The sequence below is a fragment of the Pseudoalteromonas sp. TB51 genome (assembly GCF_000498055.1).
In the GTDB taxonomy this organism is placed as follows: domain Bacteria; phylum Pseudomonadota; class Gammaproteobacteria; order Enterobacterales; family Alteromonadaceae; genus Pseudoalteromonas; species Pseudoalteromonas atlantica.
Genome location: NZ_AUTO01000235.1, coordinates 44,925 through 64,085, shown reverse-complemented (window position 1 = coordinate 64,085; position 19,161 = coordinate 44,925). Strand labels below are relative to the sequence as shown.

18 protein-coding genes and 1 pseudogene are annotated in these 19,161 nt (G+C 39.9%); 8 read left to right on the top strand and 11 right to left on the bottom strand.

The features are described 5' to 3' along the window. Both L650_RS0113480 and L650_RS0113475 read left to right on the top strand, forming a co-directional pair. Positions 1-570, top strand: a 570-nt coding sequence (locus tag L650_RS0113480) for an NAD(P)-binding protein (RefSeq protein WP_029773441.1), incomplete at its 5' end; no start/stop codon positions are given. Between the two features lie 405 nt (positions 571-975). Beyond that, positions 976-1,197 carry a DUF3820 family protein gene (locus tag L650_RS0113475; protein ID WP_004587357.1) on the top strand — a complete coding sequence of 74 codons (222 nt, stop codon included), beginning with the start codon at positions 976-978 and terminating at the stop codon, positions 1,195-1,197. 313 nt (positions 1,198-1,510) lie between these two features. Here L650_RS0113475 and L650_RS0113465 read toward each other — a convergent pair whose 3' ends face one another. From L650_RS0113465 to ilvY, 6 genes are all read right to left on the bottom strand, one after another. Next, positions 1,511-2,758 (bottom strand): ATP-binding protein, encoded by a 1,248-nt coding sequence (locus tag L650_RS0113465; RefSeq protein WP_029773440.1) that lies wholly within the window; start codon positions 2,756-2,758, stop codon positions 1,511-1,513. 23 nt (positions 2,759-2,781) lie between these two features. Next, positions 2,782-3,474: a response regulator transcription factor gene (locus tag L650_RS0113460; protein WP_024031826.1), complete on the bottom strand. Its 693-nt coding sequence runs from the start codon at positions 3,472-3,474 to the stop codon at positions 2,782-2,784. A gap of 14 nt (positions 3,475-3,488) precedes the next feature. Next, positions 3,489-3,857, bottom strand: coding sequence for a DUF3019 domain-containing protein (locus tag L650_RS0113455; RefSeq protein WP_036963332.1), 369 nt, complete (start codon positions 3,855-3,857; stop codon positions 3,489-3,491). A 13-nt stretch (positions 3,858-3,870) separates the two neighbouring features. Beyond that, positions 3,871-4,734, bottom strand: coding sequence for a MipA/OmpV family protein (locus L650_RS0113450; protein ID WP_282451978.1), 864 nt, complete (start codon positions 4,732-4,734; stop codon positions 3,871-3,873). A 111-nt stretch (positions 4,735-4,845) separates the two neighbouring features. Then, positions 4,846-5,892 (bottom strand): GGDEF domain-containing protein, encoded by a 1,047-nt coding sequence (locus tag L650_RS0113445; protein WP_029773438.1) that lies wholly within the window; start codon positions 5,890-5,892, stop codon positions 4,846-4,848. Positions 5,893-6,013: 121 nt separating this feature from the next. Next, the gene (gene ilvY, locus L650_RS0113440) at positions 6,014-6,919 is read right to left on the bottom strand and encodes an HTH-type transcriptional activator IlvY (RefSeq protein ID WP_029773437.1); all 906 of its coding nucleotides are present in this window, start codon (positions 6,917-6,919) and stop codon (positions 6,014-6,016) included. 139 nt (positions 6,920-7,058) lie between these two features. Between ilvY and ilvC the strand changes: the two genes are divergently transcribed. The 3 genes from ilvC (at position 7,059) to L650_RS0113425 (ending at position 11,874) form a co-directional block, all read left to right on the top strand. Continuing rightward, positions 7,059-8,531 carry a ketol-acid reductoisomerase gene (ilvC, locus tag L650_RS0113435; protein ID WP_029773436.1) on the top strand — a complete coding sequence of 491 codons (1,473 nt, stop codon included), beginning with the start codon at positions 7,059-7,061 and terminating at the stop codon, positions 8,529-8,531. Positions 8,532-8,695: 164 nt separating this feature from the next. Further along, positions 8,696-10,615 carry a methyl-accepting chemotaxis protein gene (locus L650_RS0113430; RefSeq protein ID WP_024031820.1) on the top strand — a complete coding sequence of 640 codons (1,920 nt, stop codon included), beginning with the start codon at positions 8,696-8,698 and terminating at the stop codon, positions 10,613-10,615. An 80-nt stretch (positions 10,616-10,695) separates the two neighbouring features. Continuing rightward, the gene (locus tag L650_RS0113425; protein ID WP_029773435.1) at positions 10,696-11,874 is read left to right on the top strand and encodes a tetratricopeptide repeat protein; all 1,179 of its coding nucleotides are present in this window, start codon (positions 10,696-10,698) and stop codon (positions 11,872-11,874) included. Here L650_RS0113425 and L650_RS0113420 read toward each other — a convergent pair. Further along, positions 11,860-12,174: a GIY-YIG nuclease family protein gene (locus L650_RS0113420; protein ID WP_004587367.1), complete on the bottom strand. Its 315-nt coding sequence runs from the start codon at positions 12,172-12,174 to the stop codon at positions 11,860-11,862. The genes L650_RS0113425 and L650_RS0113420 overlap by 15 nt on opposite strands. 107 nt (positions 12,175-12,281) lie before the next feature. Between L650_RS0113420 and L650_RS0113415 the strand changes: the two genes are divergently transcribed. After that, a complete protein-coding gene (locus tag L650_RS0113415; RefSeq protein WP_004587368.1) occupies positions 12,282-12,641 on the top strand; it encodes an outer membrane protein assembly factor BamE in 360 nt (119 codons plus the stop codon). Between the two features lie 64 nt (positions 12,642-12,705). Here L650_RS0113415 and L650_RS0113410 read toward each other — a convergent pair whose 3' ends face one another. Together L650_RS0113410 and L650_RS0113405 are read right to left on the bottom strand one after the other, a co-directional pair. Then, positions 12,706-13,023: an RnfH family protein gene (locus L650_RS0113410; protein WP_029773434.1), complete on the bottom strand. Its 318-nt coding sequence runs from the start codon at positions 13,021-13,023 to the stop codon at positions 12,706-12,708. Beyond that, a complete protein-coding gene (locus tag L650_RS0113405; RefSeq protein WP_024031816.1) occupies positions 13,023-13,460 on the bottom strand; it encodes a type II toxin-antitoxin system RatA family toxin in 438 nt (145 codons plus the stop codon). Before L650_RS0113405 ends, L650_RS0113410 begins: the two co-directional genes overlap by 1 nt. 145 nt (positions 13,461-13,605) lie before the next feature. Here L650_RS0113405 and smpB point away from each other — a divergent pair, with 145 nt between their 5' ends. Then, positions 13,606-14,085 carry an SsrA-binding protein SmpB gene (gene smpB / locus L650_RS0113400; RefSeq protein WP_004587371.1) on the top strand — a complete coding sequence of 160 codons (480 nt, stop codon included), beginning with the start codon at positions 13,606-13,608 and terminating at the stop codon, positions 14,083-14,085. A 378-nt stretch (positions 14,086-14,463) separates the two neighbouring features. Next, positions 14,464-17,067 (top strand): annotated as a pseudogene (locus L650_RS0113395) (TonB-dependent receptor). Positions 17,068-17,159: 92 nt separating this feature from the next. On the opposite strand, the gene L650_RS0113390 reads toward L650_RS0113395, so the two are convergent. Both L650_RS0113390 and fadR read right to left on the bottom strand, forming a co-directional pair. Further along, complete coding sequence (locus L650_RS0113390) at positions 17,160-17,765, bottom strand: peroxiredoxin (RefSeq protein WP_004587374.1); 606 nt, start codon at positions 17,763-17,765, stop codon at positions 17,160-17,162. Positions 17,766-17,999: 234 nt separating this feature from the next. Beyond that, complete coding sequence (fadR, locus tag L650_RS0113385) at positions 18,000-18,713, bottom strand: fatty acid metabolism transcriptional regulator FadR (RefSeq protein ID WP_004587375.1); 714 nt, start codon at positions 18,711-18,713, stop codon at positions 18,000-18,002. Positions 18,714-19,161: the final 448 nt, after the last annotated feature.

Here is a 19,161-nt window from a genome sequence, read left to right as displayed (position 1 = left end):
GCGGTAATGGCTATTGCGGTGTCTATTACCTTTGTTATTGCATCGCCTCTTAATAAACGCTCAAACGAGTTATACGTAAAAATTGAGCGCTGGCTATTAAAATTCGAAAGCAAAACCCGCTTAGCTGAAGAGTTACCCGTTAATTTAAACGACACTAAAATCGTTATATTTGGTATGGGCCGCATAGGTACAGGTGCTTACGAAACAATAAATGCGACTCACCCTAATGTAGTGGCGGGCATTGATATAAAACCAGAGGTGGTAGAAAAACATATTAAACGCAATAGAAAGGTACTCCTTGCCGATGCCACCGACCCTGACTTTTGGCAGCGCGTTAACCACTCTCATGTTGAAATGGTCATGTTAGCTATGCCAAAGCATATGCAAAATATTTTTGCACTAGAGCAATTACAAGCCTCAGGCTATAACGGCCAAGTAACAGCTATCGCCAATTACCCTGATCAACAAAAAGAGCTTGAACAAATGGGCGTAAACTCGACCTATAACTTTTATTTAGAAGCAGGAAGTGGTTTTGCCGAGCACGTAAAGCAAGAGCTATTCGAAAAATAGCACTTTTATACTAAATAATAAAAACAACCAAATGAAAACGCCTTATTTTTAATAAGGCTTTTTTATTAGTTTTAGTTTAAAAACTCATTTTATTTACATTCCTTTACATTACTTCTCTCTATCTGTAAAAAAAACAGATAAACTACCGGTGTTGTTTAAATAAACGCCTTCGCACCTGTGTCACATAATTAGACTCCAGCTAATTAATGCAAGGTAAGCATTTATTTATCAACACAAATTTATTCAATCAGAGGGCCTACTCCCTCGTTCAATAGGCTGTTTCTTGCCCGTCACAGCCTATTTTATTTCTGTTTACTTGCCCGCTTACCCAGCCACTATTTAATGCGTTTATTATTAATAAGCAGTAGTATTACTATTATACGTTTTATCAATTACTGACTTATTATGGATACAGCCGAACTCAAGCTCGCCATTAATACAATTATGCCCTTTGGAAAATACGCAGGCAGACCCTTATTGCTTTTGCCAGAGCCCTACCTAGTGTGGTTTAAACAGCAAGGGTTTCCAGAAAGTAAACTCGGAGCGCAGCTTGCAATGATGTACGAGGTTAAATTAAACGGGCTTGAGCAAATGCTGATGCCCCTACTTAAAAAAAATGAAAAATAATTGAGAACTTTTTCCACGTAGCCGGGTCTACTATTTTGCTACTTGTTGATTTTGGTTTTTAACCACAAAAAGCGCCTTAGGCGCTTTTTTTATGCCTGGCGTTTTTAGGTGAATTGCTTTTATACCAATCCGCATAATAAAGTGATCTATTTTGAGGATGGAAAAACGAGTGGATAGCTAAGCAAAAAATTCGCTATTTAGTTGTTCTCGGCAAGTGCTCCTGCATTGCTCTACCTTCTGCATTTATGCACTCGTAAATGGGAGTTTTTTAACGTAGGTAGCGACACATTTGGCCCTACAAAATGGTTAAGTATTATTGAGGATAGGTATTAGGTAAGGTAACTATAAACTTTGCCCCACCAAGCTGTGAGTCTGTTATTGCATAGTGCCCTTTATGCCAAGATACAATTTTTGCCACTATGGCTAAGCCTAAACCAAAGCCCCCTGTGCTTTTATCACGGCTTTTATCTAAACGAGTAAAAGGTTTAAATACGCTTTCTCTGTCGCTTTTTAAAATACCTTCTCCGTCATCTTCCACAATAAAGTAAATTGCATCACCCTGCGCTTTGAGTGTGACATCAACACGACTAACAGCGTACTTTAACGCATTGCCCACTAGGTTTTGCATTACACGCGCAATAAAGTGCGCATCACACTTGTACACTAAAGCCTGTGGTAACACCGCATTAAACTCTATGCCGCTTGCAAAATTTAGCTTATTAATGACCGATTGTGTTAAGGCAGCCAAATCAACGTCGCTTCTAGCTAAGCTTGGTTGCTGCGAATCAAGCCGAGCATATTCAAGCATTTCACACACAAGCGCTTCAAGTTCGCTTATATCTGCCTGCATATTAGTTAGGTAATGTTGCCCTTTTTCCGATTGCAGTGTTTCTTCTAACATGGCTATACCAAATTTTAATCGTGCAAGGGGCGTTCTAAATTCATGAGATACAGAGGAGGTCAGTTCTTGTTGCGCACTAAGAAGATGCTCTATGCGCTGCTGCATTACTTTTAGAGTATCAGTAACGGGTAAAAAAAACGATTTAGAAGGACTGCTTAAGTTAAAGTCTTGCGAGCCATCTACCGCTTCGCACGCATGGCTTAATTTAGAAAAATCACGCCATAGTAAAAAGCTCCACAGCCCCACAGGTAACCCTACAATAGCCAGTAACATTAAATACGGAATAACAGAGCTTTCAGGTGCTTTTATAACGCCTACAGGACCAATTTGAAGTAGTTTGTTATCACCAAGCTCAACATACCACACTATGCGCTGCTTTTTATCATACAGATACAGGTAATGGTTTTTATCTAATGAGGCTTGCTGCTTAAGGGGTAAAATAAGATCTTTGCGGGCAATAACTTGGCTTTCAAAGCTGTGTTTTAGCTTATCTAGTCCATCATCGGTTTGCGATAATAACCAAAGTGCTTGGCCAAACTCATCATCTAACAGCACTTGCTGCTGCGTCTCTTCGTAAGGCCAAATTTGTTCTATAACACCACTAACAATAAATAAAGAAACAATGATATAAACATATAAACTTATAAATAGTTTGCCCATTATTCCTTATTTACCTTCATATATTATTTTTCCCAGGCGTCTGATACAAACAAGTAACCTTGCCCCCACACGGTTTTTATACGGTAAGGTTTATCGCTGTTATCACCTAGCTTTTTACGAATTCGTGACACGCGTACATCAACGGTACGGTCAAGCCCATCGTATTGACGACCAATCATATGTTGATGAACATGTTCACGGCTTAGTACTTCGCCTGCATTTGAGGCAAGTAGCCATAGTAGCTCAAACTCATGCGATGTAAGTACTATTTCGTTTTCGTTTAATTTAACAATTCGGCTGGTTTTATCAATGACTAAATCACCAAACTGAATCTCTTCTGCGGCCTTAACCACGGGTTGCCCGCGACGCAGTAATGCATTTACACGCGCCAGTAAAACACGCGGTTCTGCAGGTTTTACCACATAGTCATCTGCGCCAAGCTCTAAGCCAATCACCTGATCAAAGTCTTCACCTTTTGCAGTAAGCATTAAAATTGGCAACGAAAACTTATCACGTACTTGTCGACATACGCTAAAGCCATCTTTACCTGGCAACATAATATCTAAAATCATTAAATCAGCAGCGTTATTCTCAAGATAACTAAATACTTCATCACCACGGCTTAATACGTCTACTTCTAAGCCATTATGTTCAAGATAATCTTTTGTTAGTTGTTGTAAACCTAGGTCATCTTCAACAAGTAAAATTTTTGGCATGAGTTGCTCCTAAATTAAAAATAGCTCCATGGAGAGCGAAGCCTGCGCCTACTTTTTTTAGCATCAGCACTTTGCACTTCAACGTGTGTTTTAGCAATTAACACACCGGTATGAGGATTGATTAAGGAGTATATGGTCTCTACCTGAACACGCGCTTTATACTCAAACTCACCAACAGCCTGCTGTTGCCAGCATTTAATCAGTTTGTTTTGTTGGTACAGGCATGCATCGCTTGGCGATGGTTGCTGCCAATTAAACTTTAAATCAAGATCGCAAAACGCTTGCTGCTCAGACACAACACACACTTTGGGAGAGACCTTTAAAGACGCATTTTGCGCTACAACGGGAGGGCTAAACAGAAAAACTGTAAGCACAATCAACATTAAATACTTCATATTAAAAAGTATGATCGAATCCTATAAAAGCAGTCATTGAATAGTTACGTTCAAAAAGCGGACTGCCATCCATAGCTGAATAGTCGTAATATGCTACATGAAAACGAAGACTGTTAGCCTCACTCAATGGCCAACTGGCGTCGATTTTAGCATAAGGTTGCCAGCTACTACCAACGTCAATTTTACCTAATGAGGTTTCGTGTGCTTTTAAACCATAATAGTAGCTGTTTAATTCAGCTGATTTATAGTTAACCCCAAGCGTTGGCTTTAACTTTAAACGCCCTACTTCACTGTGGTACTGCCATTGTATAGCGCCTCGAGTACCGTTATAAACATTACTTATATCGTGTAATAACTGTATCGATAGCACATGATTTTGCTGCACATAATGATAGCTGCCCCCAGCATCTAGGGCTAAATGGCGATTATCAATATTATCGATATTTATTTTTTTAGGCTGAGGATTATTTTGCGCTAATGCAGAAGCACCTGCGGTTGCTGGTAAAACAAAGAGGTTATTAGGATGCCAATCAATAAAAAAGCGTGACTCTGCGTTAAGTTCTGAAACGATATTAAAATGATGCTTTTGATTTTCTACAAGTGTGTAGCCAAGGCGACCATTATCGAAAAACCAGCGCTCGCCATAAAAAGCAATGCGTGGGATCACAGGGAGCGGGACGTTTTTTCCGCCATGCAGAGGGTTGGTAATAACACCCGCGCCGACACTTAGATTTACATGCCACTTTTTAACAGTAATATGTTGCTGCGCATACTCTTGTTCGTTATAGGCCTGCGAAGCTGTGCTAGGCACGCAAACAAGACACACCACAAAGCAAAAAATGTAAATAAAAGTATTGAGCCGCATTAACCTAATCTAAATGAGTAAAATAAGTAAGTGACCCATACTAGCAAGGTAAGCACAAATGTGCGCCACCTGGTTACAATCATTCACAATTTTTATACATGCGTATCACATTTAAATATCAGGGGCTATTTCAATACGGTTGCGACCATGTGTTTTAGCTATATATAAAGCACGATCGGCGCGCTCAATAAGTACCGAACCTTTCGTGAATGGACGTAAAATAGCGAGCCCAAAACTTGCAGAAATTGCACGTTTAGAATTTAAATCGTCTTTTTTACGGATAGTTAATGAGGCAATATCTAAACGAATTTTATCAGCAAACACCATAATCTCGTTAATGCTGTCAAAATACCCGGTAATACAAAACTCCTCACCACCATAGCGGTAAACATTCAGGCTATCGGAAATATTTTGCGAAACTTTTTTGGCTACTAATTTAAGTACTTCATCGCCTTTTTGATGACCAAAATCGTCGTTAAAACGCTTAAAGTGATCAATATCAAACATGATTAGTACCGCCAATACGCTCTCGTCAGCTTGCTCTGAATAGGTTTGACAAAACTGCTGAATATCATCATCAAACTTTCTTCTATTAAAAAAGCCTGTCAGGGGGTCTGTATCGGCTGCTTCTTGAGAAAGGTTAAGTGCTTCTTTTAAATCTTTAATTTCGTTATAGGCTACCGCAAGCTTAGTTTGAAATTCTCGCGCATAGTCTTGCATAGCCACCGACTCGTCAGTTAAGCGTTCAACACAACCGAGTATTTCGTTAAACGAATTTACATTAGCTAAACTTGCCAACTCATTTTGAGAATCTACCAACGACGTGGTAAAGCTTTTAGAGTGATCGAGGGTAACGCTTATATCATGCTGTACTTGCTCCATAGTGCCATGGAAGCGATCAGCCATTTCTTGAAAAAACACTAAGTCATCTTCGCTTAAATGCTTATCAAAAATTTCTTTTGCTTTATTTTGAGTACATGTTTGTTGCTCAGCAATGACGTGATCAAGCTCAGCATTTAATGCTGGCTTACTGCCTTGCACATAGCAATACCAAATGGCGTAATTGATAGGCGTTACCGGCATTCGGTATTTTACCATCAGAGGAATTGCTTTTTTTAAACATTGAGCAGAATGAGCGAGCGATACAGCATGATCCATAATTATTATAAACTCTCGTGCGTCATTATTTTTTATTATTAAGCTTTCATGTTAAGTAATAGTAAACTCATACGCAACTGTTAATCATACTATTTACTGAATTATATTAATCGTTAAAAGCTTAAATAACATTTGCGCCTAAAGTTTGTGCAATATTCCATAATGCACTGATTGCAGGGTCGTTAAGCTCTTTTTTTAGCACCGCCAAACCAATATCAAACCCTTCTGGCTGGTAATTTTCACTGGGCAGTACGTGTACCTTGTCTTGTAGCGGACTATTATCTAGCACTATTTTGGGAACCATGGCGACACCTAATCCTAGGCTCACCATAGACACCATAGCTTCGTGCCCTGCTACTTGTGCATAAATTTTTCCATGCACATCATTTTTCCGCCACCACTGCTCTAGCCGCTGCCTAGAAAAACCTTGCTCAGGTACAATAAACTCCAGTTCTGACCAATCAATATGTGGGGCGTTTTTCGCTATTTTTTCGCTGATCGGGCATTGAATTTTAGGGCCAATAAGAACCAGTGGAGAGTGGCCTATATTAACAAAAGCAATTTGGGCAGGCAGTTTACTTGGCCGTGCAGCAATAGCCATTGATTCATGGGCATCCAGCACTCGGTTTATTGCCAACGCCGGATCGCCGGTATTTAGCGTTATTTCTATATGCTGATGCTGCGCGCGGAGTTGTTCTAATATTTGATGCAAAAAACTATACGAGGCGGTGACTGAGCAATAAATACTCACATTACCGTAAATATGCTGGGTTGGGTCTTTCACATTCGCTTTAAAGCGCTGCCAATTAGCCAGTGTAGAGGTGGCGTAATCAATAAACGACTCCCCTTCTTTAGTTAATTTTACACTTCGGTTATCGCGTATAAATAAAGCAACGCCGACCTCATCTTCAAGCTGCTTAATATTACGACTTAAAGTAGGTGCACTTATATGGCACAGCTCGCTCGCACGGGCAAAATGGAGCGTTTTAGCTAACGCTAAAAAGTAATTTAAATGCTTATGATCCATTACATGCCTCTACGTTTCATTTTTTGAAATACTTTAGTGCAAATATATCATTTTACGCAAGCAAAGTTTTTTTTTATGGTGTGTTTAAGCAAAGCAAATACGCTTTGCATCTAACAAACACGAATTATAGGACACTAACATGGCGAATTATTTTAATACCTTACCTTTACGCGAGCAGTTAGCTCAATTAGCGCAATGTGAATTTATGGACCCAAGTGAATTTACCGATGGTGTTGATGCACTTAAAGGTAAAAAGCTGGTTATTGTTGGCTGTGGCGCACAAGGTCTTAACCAAGGTTTAAACTTACGTGACTCAGGCCTAGATGTATCGTACACGTTACGTCAATCAGCAATTGATGAGCGTCGTCAGTCATACTTAAATGCATCTGAAAACGGTTTTACTGTAGGCACCTACGAAGAGCTAATTCCGAGCGCTGACGTAGTATTAAACCTAACACCAGATAAGCAACATACGGCCGTTGTAACTGCCATTATGCCTTTAATGAAACAAGGCTCTACACTTGCTTACTCGCACGGTTTTAATATTGTTGAAGAAGGCATGCAAATTCGTGAAGACATTACGGTAATCATGGTTGCTCCTAAGTGTCCTGGCTCTGAAGTTCGCGAAGAATACAAACGCGGCTTTGGTGTACCTACTCTTATTGCTGTTCACCCAGAAAACGACCCACAAGGTCACGGCTTAGCACAAGCTAAAGCCTACGCTGCGGGTACCGGTGGTCATCGTGCCGGTGTACTTAAGTCATCGTTTATCGCTGAAGTTAAATCAGACTTAATGGGCGAGCAAACAATTCTTTGTGGCATGTTACAAACCGGTTCAATTTTATGTTTTGATAAAATGATTGAAAAAGGCATTGATGCGGGTTACGCATCAAAACTAATTCAATACGGCTGGGAAGTAATTACCGAAGCCCTTAAATACGGCGGCGTTACTAACATGCTTGACCGTTTATCAAACCCTGCAAAAGTAAAAGCGTTTGAACTAAGCGAAGAACTTAAAGTTATTATGCGCCCACTTTATAACAAGCACCAAGATGACATTATCGACGGTACTTTCTCACGCGTAATGATGGAAGATTGGGCAAACGACGATGCAAACTTACTAAAATGGCGTGCAGAAACTGCCGAAACTAACTTTGAAAAAACCCCTGCTGGTGATGTAGAAATCTCTGAGCAAGAGTTTTTCGATAACGGTATTTTAATGGTTGCTATGGTTAAAGCAGGCGTTGAGCTTGCATTTGAAACCATGACTGCAGCAGGCATTATTGACGAGTCGGCTTATTATGAGTCTTTACACGAAACACCGTTAATTGCCAACACAATAGCACGTAAAAAGTTATTCGAAATGAACCGTACTATTTCTGATACTGCAGAATACGGCTGTTACTTATACAACCATGCGTGTTTACCATTATTGGCCGATTTTATGAAAAACATCGACACCGATGTTATTGGTAAAGGCTTAAATGAGCAAAGTAACCAAGTAGATAACCAAACATTGATTCAAATTAACACTGCACTACGTGAGCACCCTGTTGAAATTGTTGGCGCTAGACTACGCGGCTACATGTCAGCTATGAAGAAAATTGTATAACTAGTTTCGCTTGTTAGAAACCAAGCCCACATGCATACGCTGTGGGCTTTTTCGTGCTAGTAATAATAAAAAGCGAGTATACCCTTTTAGATATATTGCAATAATTAGCGCTTAATTAATAATGTGCTAACATGGCTATCTACCTAGTTGTAAAGTTAAATAATATGACGATAAAAAACCTAACTATCACTCAAAAAATCACCATTTTAGGCAGTACCATTGCAATCTGTGTCGCTGCATTAATTGGTTTAACGTCTTTATATAGCTCTGAAGATATTATAGAACGACGTATGATTGAATCTGAGCTACCCAGCAAATTACACAGTATTAGTAATCAAATTGGTGGCGAAATAAACGAACTACTAGGTGCTGCACAGCAACTATCATCAAATGAATTTATCTTAGAGTGGGCGCGCTCAAATAACCAAGACGACACACTACTGCTTAAAGAATTAAACCGCGTAGCAAAGCAGTTTGATTTAGCAACGGCGTCGTGGGCTAACCGTGATACAGCACAATATTGGAACCAACACGGATTTTTACGCGTGCTTAAAAACGACGCGGCTGATGGGTGGTTTTTTGGCTTTACCAACTCAAATAATCCGTACTCAATCAGTATTTATCAAGAATCCCCGACTGATGTAAAAATGTTTGTAAATCATCAACAAACAAATGGGCTTGGATTAGCGGGGCTTGCAAAAAGCATCACCGACATGCAAAAGCTATTACAACAATTTAAAATTGAGCAAACTGGCTTTGTGTTTATTGCAGATAAAAGCGGCTTAATTCAGTTACATAAAGATGCAAATAAAGTGGCTAAAGTAAACATAGACACACTTTATGGCAGTAATGTTCATAGTACTTTGTATAACCCTTCTGGTTTTGCAATTACAGAATTATCACTTAATAACGAAGCCACATTTTTAGCAGCCATGCCAATAGCCAATACCGACTTATACGTATTAGCCCAAGTACCTAAAAGTGAGGTATTTGCGACTGTAGGTACATTGGAGTGGCAAATATTTACATTTACGCTAGTGATAGCCCTCGTTGCTAGCATGCTAAGTTACTTATTAGCACGTTCTTTAGCGTCACCGCTTTCGGATATGGCCGAGCTGTTCTCACGTTTAGGATCAGGCGATGCTAATTTAGCGTACCGTTTGCCAGAGTCTAATCAGCCAGAGCTAAACAATTTAAGCCATGGCTTTAACCAGTTTATTCATAAAATTGAAACTGCCATAAAGCAAGTCGCCAACGAAAGTACAGAAATACGCCAAAGTTCTAATCATGTATTTGAACAAGCAAAAAACAACTCGCAGTCTATTGATAATCAAAAAGAGCAAACCATTTCGGTAGCTGCAGCCATTAACGAAATGGGCGCAACTGTACAAGAAATAGCACAAAGTGCGGCTAATGCAGCCAAGTTAACGCAAAGCAGTCAAGAAAACACCAGCCAAAGCCATCAGCAAGTACTGCAAAGCCAAGCTACAATTTCAGCGCTTGCCACTGATATTGACGGCATTACCGAGCAAGTAACACTGCTTTCTAAAAAAACAATTGATATAGCGAGTATTGTTGACTCTATTCGCGGCATTTCAGAGCAAACTAATTTACTGGCCTTAAACGCAGCCATCGAATCGGCACGGGCTGGTGAGCATGGTAGAGGCTTTGCAGTGGTGGCCGATGAAGTACGCGCGCTTGCTAATCGTACCTCGCAATCAACCACCGAAATTCAGTCAATGATTGAAGAGCTAACCACTATTTCTGAAGATGTAGTAAACGATATTAGTCAATCTAAGCAAAAAGCCCAACAAAGCGTAGGCGCAATGCAAAGCTCTGTTGAATTGCTTGATGCGATAAGCGAAACAGCAAATCAAATAAACGATATGGCTACCTTAATTGCCACCGCAACTGAGCAGCAAAGTAACGTGGTTGCTGATGTAGGACGTAATATTGAGCAAATAAGTGAAATTAGTGACCGTGCTATGAATGAGCAAATAAACACCGAGCAAGCAATTCGCGATTTAGCAAATAGCGCTCAAGCGCTTGATGCACTCGTCGCCACCTTTGAAAAACACCACTAAACACGTTTTGTAACACTTTAATAAACCACCTCCAACATATTGCATCTACACTTATAGATGTAATATGTTGGAGGTGGTTTATGAACATATCTTGTTTTAACACATTATTACTAAGTAGTTGCTTATATTTAAGCGCATGTAACACCCCGGTGCGTGAACCACCACCGCTAGCCCTTGCAAACCATCCAACATTTAACCGTATTAACGTTGAAACCGAGCAAGACATATTTAAGCTCGACAAAACAATCACTTCCCAACTTGATACCCACCTAACCAGTAAGCGCAGCGCGCATTACTTAGCGAACAGTATTTTAAGTTTTTTATTAAAAAACGGCGATAACTCGTTAACCTATCAAAGTGGCGCCACATTGAGTGCATCGCAAACCTACGCTAATTTAAATGCTAATTGCCTGTCGTTATCGATATTAGCGTATAGCTTAGCCGATTATTTAGGTATAAAAGCGCGCTTTCAAAAAGTCCATATTCCTGAATATTGGGCAATGAATAAAGGGGTTAATTTACTGACAGGGCATATTAATTTATCAATTGACAATGCGCTTATGCAAACAATACCAGCCACAATGGTTTATCAACGTGATAAACAGTTAACCATAGACTTCGACCCGAATATAAGAAAACAACGCTTTAAAACCAGCCCAATAAGCAAAGAGTTTGTTACGGCTATGTTTTATAACAATAAAGGCGCTCAAGCTTTAGTAAATAAAAATTATAATTTAGCTTATAGCTACTTTAGTGCCGCCGTTGAAGCCGCCCCATTATACAGTGGTGGCTGGGGAAATTTAGGTATTGTATTTAGGCAGCTTAATTATTTAAAAGAAGCTGAACAGGCATATAACTATGCTTTATTGCTTGATAAAAATAACCATACTGCCATAGGTAATCTCGCTGTGCTGTACACCTTAAGTAACCGCACTAAACAAGGTCAGCAAATGCTAAAACAGCTCAATAAAAAGCGCCAAGCTAACCCGTATTACCATATATCATTGGGTAATAGTGAACTGGCACTTAAAAATTACTCTCAAGCGATTAAGCATTTTAAGAGCGCTTATAAAATTGACGCTAAGTTACACGAAAGCCACTTTGGCCTCGCGCGAGCATATTATTTTACCGGCAATATAAAGCAGGCAACACATTATATGCGTTTAGCGGGTATAAACGCCGAGTTTAACTATGACAAAGCCCGCTATCGTAATAAATTAAAAGCATTAAAAAATGCCACAGCTTCACTTAGTCATTAGCTGTTGTACGTAGTGCTCTTTTTGGGCCCTACTTAATTTTTTAATTTGCCACTCTAACTTACTTGCTTCGCTTTTTGAGCCCACCTTTTGTTGATGAATTAAAACTAAAGGGCCTTTGCCTTTTAAATTTTTTGCGCCTTTACCCGCTTGATGCGTGGCTAAGCGCTTATCAACATTTGTTGTTATACCTGTATACCAGTGGCCTAAACGCGTTTGCACTATATACAAATACCACGTTGAGGGTACTTTGTGTGCTTTGCTTATATTTATACTTAAACTTTTTTGTGTGTTTGTGGTCAAAACGTTGCCCTAACCCTCGTAACTAAAAACAATTTCTTAAAAGGGTTTTACCTTCAGTGACTAATCGGTATCATGCAGATTATAAAAAATAAGGATCACAACTAACAATGCAGTCGTTAAAAACTTTTTCTCTTTGGCTTATCGTTGCTCTCACATTCAGCTCTTTAGCAGGTTGTTCTAGCTGGGTATATAGAATCAATATCCCACAGGGTAACTTTTTAGAGCAATCAGATGTAGATAAGCTTCGTGTAAACATGACACGAGAGCAAGTTATTTATGTATTAGGTCGTCCAATAGCAGAAGATGCGTTTGATAATAGTACCTGGCGTTATGTGTACAGCTTTAACAAAGGCCGCGATAATGAGCAGCATAAAGAGTTGCTGGTTAAATTTGAAAATGATCAACTAGTTGCTGTTTCGGGTGATTATGATCAACCAGAAAACTTTGATACTCCGCTAGAGCAGTAAACGCTTTAGTTATTAAAAAAAGGTGAGCATAGCTCACCTTTTTTATTTACTACATTAATGACCTTTATAAAGGACGCCCACCGGTAACTTTATTTGCTCGGCCTTCCTCTTTTGCTTTTTCAGCACGCTTTCTTCGAGCATCTTTAGGGTCTGCAATTAGTGGACGATAAATTTCTATTCTATCGCCATCTTTTAATTCGTAATGCGCTTTCACTGTTCTATTCCATACACCTAAAGTAAGCGCTGTTGGGTCTATTTCAGGGCACTTTTCAATGATCCCAGATTGAATAACAGCTTGTTCGGCTGTGGTTCCTTGCGCTACTTCCACCGTTAATGTGGTTGCTTTAGTCGGTAATGCAAAAACTATCTCAACGCTAATCATTATCTTGCTCCGTATACTTCTTTTGCACGTTGCGTGAATGCACTAACCATATTTTTAGCTACATCATTAAATATTTTACCAAACGCCAATTCGATAAGCTTACTAGAGAATTCAAATTCAAGCTTAAGCTCAACTTTACAGGCTTTTTTATCTAACGCTTGAAAATGCCAACGCCCTTTAAGAGTTTTAAATGGGCCATCAACCAGCCTTAATTGCACGGTTTGCTCGTCAATAAAGGTGTTTTCAGTGGTAAACCACTTTTTTATACCCGCCTTGGATATTTCTAAACTCGCGGTCATGTTATTATTGTGCTGCGAAACGATTTTAGAGTCTGAGCAATTAGGTAAAAACTGCGGATAAGCTTCTACATCATTAACTAGGTCAAACATCTCTTTAGTGCTGTACATAACCAGCGCACTTTTTTCTATTTGTGGCATACTCACTCCCAACTGTGTGGGCGAATTTTAGCAAGCTTTGCGCGTTTCCCCAAATTTTCATGGTCTTAAGTTCACCAGATTATTTTAAAGGCACATATAAAAAATCGATGTAAAACATCTCTTAATACGTATATTATAGGGCACTATGGCTAAGAACAAATCATCAAAATCGAACAGTAATACCATCGCGCTTAACAAAAAAGCGCGTCATGAGTATTTTTTACACGACAAGTTTGAAGCAGGTGTTGAACTACAAGGCTGGGAAGTAAAAAGTATCCGAGCTGGTAAGGTAAACATCTCAGAAACTTATATTCATCTTAAAAATGGCGAAGCTTTTTTATTAGGCAGTCAAATTCAGCCTTTAAATAGCGCCTCGACTCATGTTATTTGCGATCCAATGCGATACCGTAAACTGTTATTAAGCCGCAAAGAGCTTGATAGATTAGTCGGTGCCACTGAACGAGATGGCTACTCACTTGTTGCCACTGCCATGTATTGGAAAAAATGTTGGGTGAAACTTGAATTTCACTTAGCAAAAGGTAAAAAAATGCATGACAAACGTGAAGACGGCAAAAATAAAGATTGGTCGCGTGAGAAAGAACGCCTCATGAAACATAAAGTATAAACACAACGCCTAATTTATTTAGGCGTTTTTTTCAATTTCTCACCGGTTAAATTTAAAACAACCAGATCAAATTACCCTCAGCTTTATTTAATTCATCCCTGTGCGTGATATAAATAAATTATTACACTTTATTTATTTTTTTAATTTCTTTAGATGCCTGTCCATTTTAGTGCGCAAATTTTATGGTACAAAGCGAGTAATTTAGCCTTGTCTATCCCTTTTCGTTGTTTCTATTATTGAATATTTTTCCCTCAATACTCTACAAAAACTCATACTAAAATCGCAAAGGGTGTAGATTGACAACACTTAAGTTACATGATATTAATGTCAGCGCTTGTTAAGCAACTAAATTTATAACATATCAACAAGGACTTAAGGATGAAGCAATCAATTGCATTTACACCTAGCATAATTGCAGGTGCTACAATCGCACTTTCAGCAGGGTTTACAACAACAGCTTATGCTGCTGAAGAAGCAAAAAAAGTAGAACGCATTGAAGTAACAGGTTCGCGCATAAAACGCACCGATATCGAAGGGCCTTCGCCAGTACAATCTATTGGCAGAGCAGATATCGAAAACATGGGTTACGATAACCTTCAACAACTCCTCGAAAGAATGCCTGTGGCAGGNNNNCAGGCAGCGGTACTTTCTCAACACGCGGCAACAACCAAGATTCAACTGCAAATGGATCTGCCGCGGTCAGCCTACGTGGTTTAGGTGCTGATGCTACATTGGTACTAATCAACGGCCGCCGTGTGGCTATTAGTGCCTTTGCCGAAGGTATAACAAACTCATTTGTCGATATTAATAGTATTCCGGTATCGGCGATTGAACGCATTGATATTTTAAAAGATGGCGCATCAGCAATTTATGGCTCTGATGCAGTAGCGGGCGTAGTCAACGTTATTTTGAAAAAAGACATAGATGGCGTTGAACTAAACTTAGGCTACGGTGGTACCGATGGCCCTAATTACGAAGAAACAACAGCAAGTTTAGTATGGGGTACAACTAGCGAAAAAAGCAGCGCCTCAATTATTATTGATTACTTTAAAAACACCTCGCTTTCGTCAGATGAAATGGGCAGCTTAGGCACCGCTAATCAATCGCCTTATGGCGGNCGGCGAAGACTTTCGCTCTTCTCGTGGCTTTCCAGGCTACTTTTATGTTGATGGTGTAAAAACAATTGACCCAGATTGTCCTGCAGAAAACGCCACATCAAGCGGTAGTTGTTTATTTGATTACGGCCCATTTGGCTACATCGCCCCTGAGTCTGAGCGCGTAGGTGCTATTTCTCAATTTGAATACAATTTTGATAATGGTATTACCGGCTTTTTAGAAATGGCAGTGCAGCATAATACCTCAGTTGCAGCCGGTGCCCCTACTCCACTAGATGAAGATGCAGGTTTAACAGTACCCGCTAGCCACCCTAACAACCCGTTTGGTGAAGATATTCAAATTGGCCGTTACCGTACGGTTGATGCAGGCGCTCGCCAATGGGATATTGAATCAGACACACTTCGCTTTGTAGCTGGCCTAAGAGGCGAAATTAAGGAATGGAGCTGGGAAGCTGCAGTTCAAAAAGGCCGTAGTAAATCACTTCAAACAGGCGATCGCTCGCAAGGTTGGGTTCGCACCGACTTTTTACAACAAGAAATTGATGCCGGTAACTACAACCCATTTGGTGGCACCTATAACAGCCCAGAAGTCATTGACAGAATTACCACAAGCTTAGTTCGCCGCGGTGAGTCTCATATGACCTCATTCGACGCTAACATCTCTGGTGAAGCATTTAGCTTTGGTGATGATGTGGTTATGATGGCCGCGGGTATTGAATACCGTGAAGAAGATGTAACCGATACACCGGATGACCAATTTCAGCGCGGTTTAATTTTTGGTACTGAGTCTGTGTCTGCTGCAGCAGAGCGCGACCAATACGCAGCCTATGTGGAATTTTCAATCCCACTTGCTGAAAACCTAGAGCTACAACTCGCTGGCCGTTACGATGATTACAGCGACTTTGGTAATACAACAAACCCTAAAGTCGCTTTACGCTGGGCACCTACCGACGAAATAACCATTCGTGGTTCGTGGGCACAAGGGTTTAGAGCGCCATCGCTTGCACAAGTAGGTTTAGGTCCATCACAAGAAAGTCAGTTTTTTGTAGATACTTATCGCTGTGAAGCAACTGGCCTTGATTGTGACGCGCTAGATTACAACATTGAATTTGCTGGTAACCCTGATTTAGAAGCCGAAGAGTCAGAATCATGGAACGTTGGCTTTATTTGGGCACCTTCTGCTGAGTTTGGTTTAAGCGTAGATGTGTGGAGTATTACCCAAGATAATAAAATTGATGAACAAGAATTTGGCCCAATTTATAACTCTGAGTGTAATAACCAAGATAGCACGGTGTGTGTACGCTTAGCACCTAGTGGTGGTAATAGCTTAGGCACCATTCAAAAAATATACAGCACCTTTGAAAACGTCTCTTCGCAAGAAGTGTCAGGTGTTGATTTATCAGCAAATTACAACCATTCGCTGGATGATTTAGGCTTACTTAAATTTAACTTAGAATGGGCGTACCAAAACAAGTTTGAAAAAGACGGCCGCGATTACACGGGTGAATACAATTACCCAGAGCACCGCTGGATTTTCTCTACTAACTGGGAAATTGGCCAATTTAATACCAACGTAAATATTAGCTACGTAGGCGAGTTTGAAGATACCCCAGATATAGACTTTGACGGTAATTTAGACTTTGATAGCAATACATCGCGTATGGTTGACTCGCAAGCATTGGTAGATTTACAAACATCTTACCGTGTTAGTGATGCAACTAAAGTGTCGCTTGGTGTAAATAACGTATTCGACGAAGAGCCACCATTTGCCATTGGTGATGGCGATGCCGACCTTTACGGGTATGCATCGGGTGTACACAACCCTCGTGGTCGTTACTTCTACACTAAAGTAACCTTCTCGTTTTAATTTAATATAGCCCATTATTAAATGGGCTATGCTAAAAACAAAAAAACCGCCATATGGCGGNCGGTTTTTTTTATTAAAACGTAGGGGCTAAATTATAGCTCGCCTTCGTTTTCAGATAGGAACTTAGCAACACCTTCAGGGCTTGCGTCCATACCTTTTTTACCTTCTTCCCAACCAGCAGGACATACTTCGCCGTTTTCGCTGTGAAATGCTAGCGCGTCAACCATGCGGATCATTTCGTCGATGTTACGACCAAGTGGTAAGTCGTTCACTACTTGGTGACGTACGTTACCTTCTTCATCGATTAGGAAAGATCCACGAAATGCAACGCCCGCTTCAGGGTGCTCAACATCGTATGCTTTACAAATTTCGTGCTTAACATCTGCAACTAGTGCGTATTGAACTTTACCAATACCGCCGTCTGCTACAGCAGTATTACGCCATGCGTTGTGTGAGAATTGTGAATCGATAGAAACACCAATTACTTCTACGCCACGCTTTTGGAATTCTTCGTAACGCTTATCAAATGCGATAAGTTCTGAAGGACATACAAACGTGAAATCTAGTGGGTAAAAGAAGATTACTGCTTTTTTACCTTTAATTGTTTCATGAAGGTTATAGCTATCTACAATTTCACCATTACCTAGTACAGCTGCAGCGGTAAAGTCTGGTGCCTGGCGGCCTACTAATACACCCATTTTATTCTCCAAATATTTTGAGTTTGTTGTCGATTGCATACGCAATGCTGATACTTATATGGGCGCTAAAAATTAAAAAACAATAGCGCCAACACATAATTACGTGGCATTTTAAATTTAATAAGGAAAAAAGAACAATCGTATTTAGCGATGTGCACAATCGAAAATACCGAACAGATATTAAAACTTTATTACGCCTATAAAAAACCTGCATTTGCAGGTTTTAAAAATGGGCTAATCCATGATATCGGAAGGCATATCGCCTTTAATATTTTGCCAGATTTCACCGGTTTGATGGCCAAACTTACGCATCATTGAAATCGCGCCATCATGCTCACGGTTTTCAGCCAATACTGTTAGGTCTTTATAAAATTGACGTGCTAACTGGCGAGTGCCTGCGTCTGAGAAATAATGACAACCAATTTTAAAGTAAAACCCTCTAAAACCGTTAAGTATAAGTACGTAAATGCGGTTATTACCAGCGACAGCTAATTCGTGGTGTACTTTGTAATCGTAATCTGCAAAAGCTTGCGCAGTGTCTTCAAGTTCATCGCTTTTTGATAAAATCTCAATAACACGCTCAGGGTTAAGCTTTATCGCTGCACGGGTATAAATAGCACTAATATTAGTACGTGCAGATAATAACTGATCGGTCAGCTCTGGCATTTTGTCTTCATCTAAGCGCGCCAGCGTTTCGAGTATGTTTAAACCCGATGTTTCCCAAAAGTTATTCACTCTGGTTGGCTTGCCGTGCTGAATAGTTAGCCAGCCATCGCGTGCTAAACGTTGCAGTACTTCACGTAAGGTTGTTCTGGTTACACCAATTAACTCAGAAAGCTCACGCTCTGCAGGTAGAATTGAACCTGGAGGGAAATCGCCGTTCCAGATAGATTCAACTATATACTCTTCAGCAAATCCTGCTGGGCTTTTAGCTTTAAAAATTCTCATTCAATTCCCACTCGAATTAATCACAACTCATCGTTTTATACGAATAACTGACAGATTGTACCAGATGAAATATAACTAACAAGTAAACTCGTTGATATAAGTGCCAACCAACCGCTGAAAATTTCGCAATAGTAAATAATAAAATTCAACATGCTTAAATTAGGTCTAATTTGCTAAATAAATTAACCCTATTCATAGTAGGTACATTAATGCTATTGCTGTTTTTGCTTCACCATTACATTACTACAATAATTCCCGTGTGCGGCAACAAGCACATTCAAAATATTGCATACAGCAGAGCCTGTTCACTGTGACGTTTAAACAAGCCTTTTTAGCGAACCAATCTTATATTACATCTTCACTTAGCAAATTAAGCTTAACCTTTCCCTAAATAGGATTGGCCATAACCGCTTATTAATTTCATCTTAAAAAAAGCCACTTCGGTAGC